The following is a 691-nucleotide window of genomic DNA, read 5'->3' as shown; positions in this document are numbered from 1 at the left end:
TAATTGATATTATATATAATCTACGTTCTATCGTAAACAATAATTTAGCGGCTTAAAGGTCGATGTTGGAGACATCAAGCTCACCTGACATAAGACGAGGGAGTAAAGAGTCTCGTACCGCCTGCAAACGGCAAATTTCATCATAATTATTGCGAATTGCAGCGTCCATAGGGGCAACTATCAGTTCAAATTTCTCAATTTGCTCATCGTCGGGAATAAGAATTGGCATATCATTCAACGAACTGCGATTGATAGAACCGAAAACTGTACCTTCGCCATTGAATACATCCAACTGCTTTTTGAGCGAGAACATCGTGTAAAGTACAAAAGACTGATGGTTGGTTTTAGAGTGAATAGCGGCAAGCCCGCGACCAATACAACAGTCGTTATGAGCAACATTAAGATCGCCAACCGGTGCTCGAATACTCATTAAGATGTCATTTGCATAAGCCATTCGCTTTGGCTCGGTGGTATAAAGGCGGATAGTTGGAAATCTGAAACCAAATTCAGCACGACCTTGAAAGAAGATTGCGCCTATTCCGTCCTCATTATAGCTACTGCCACTTGGAGATTGTCCCATAGTAATATTAGCGATGTCGCTTAGAGAGCCTTCAATCCAATCAGGGGCAGGATTGTCGATAAACATTTGCTGATAAATTGCCTGAGCTTGCTGTTCTAAATTATTGTTTAT

The 691-nt window shown here is 41.1% G+C and carries 1 protein-coding gene; it reads right to left on the bottom strand.

The annotated features are described in order from the left end of the window. Positions 1-52 precede the first annotated feature (52 nt). Positions 53-691, bottom strand: a 639-nt coding sequence (locus DXB73_RS13150) for a restriction endonuclease subunit S (RefSeq protein WP_243104712.1), incomplete at its 5' end; no start/stop codon positions are given.

It is taken from the genome of Clostridium sp. OM05-6BH (assembly GCF_003481635.1).
In the GTDB taxonomy this organism is placed as follows: Bacteria; Bacillota; Clostridia; order Lachnospirales; family Lachnospiraceae; genus Butyribacter.
Note: the sequence above shows the minus strand (reverse complement) of the source record. Positions and strands in the feature narration are given on the sequence as shown.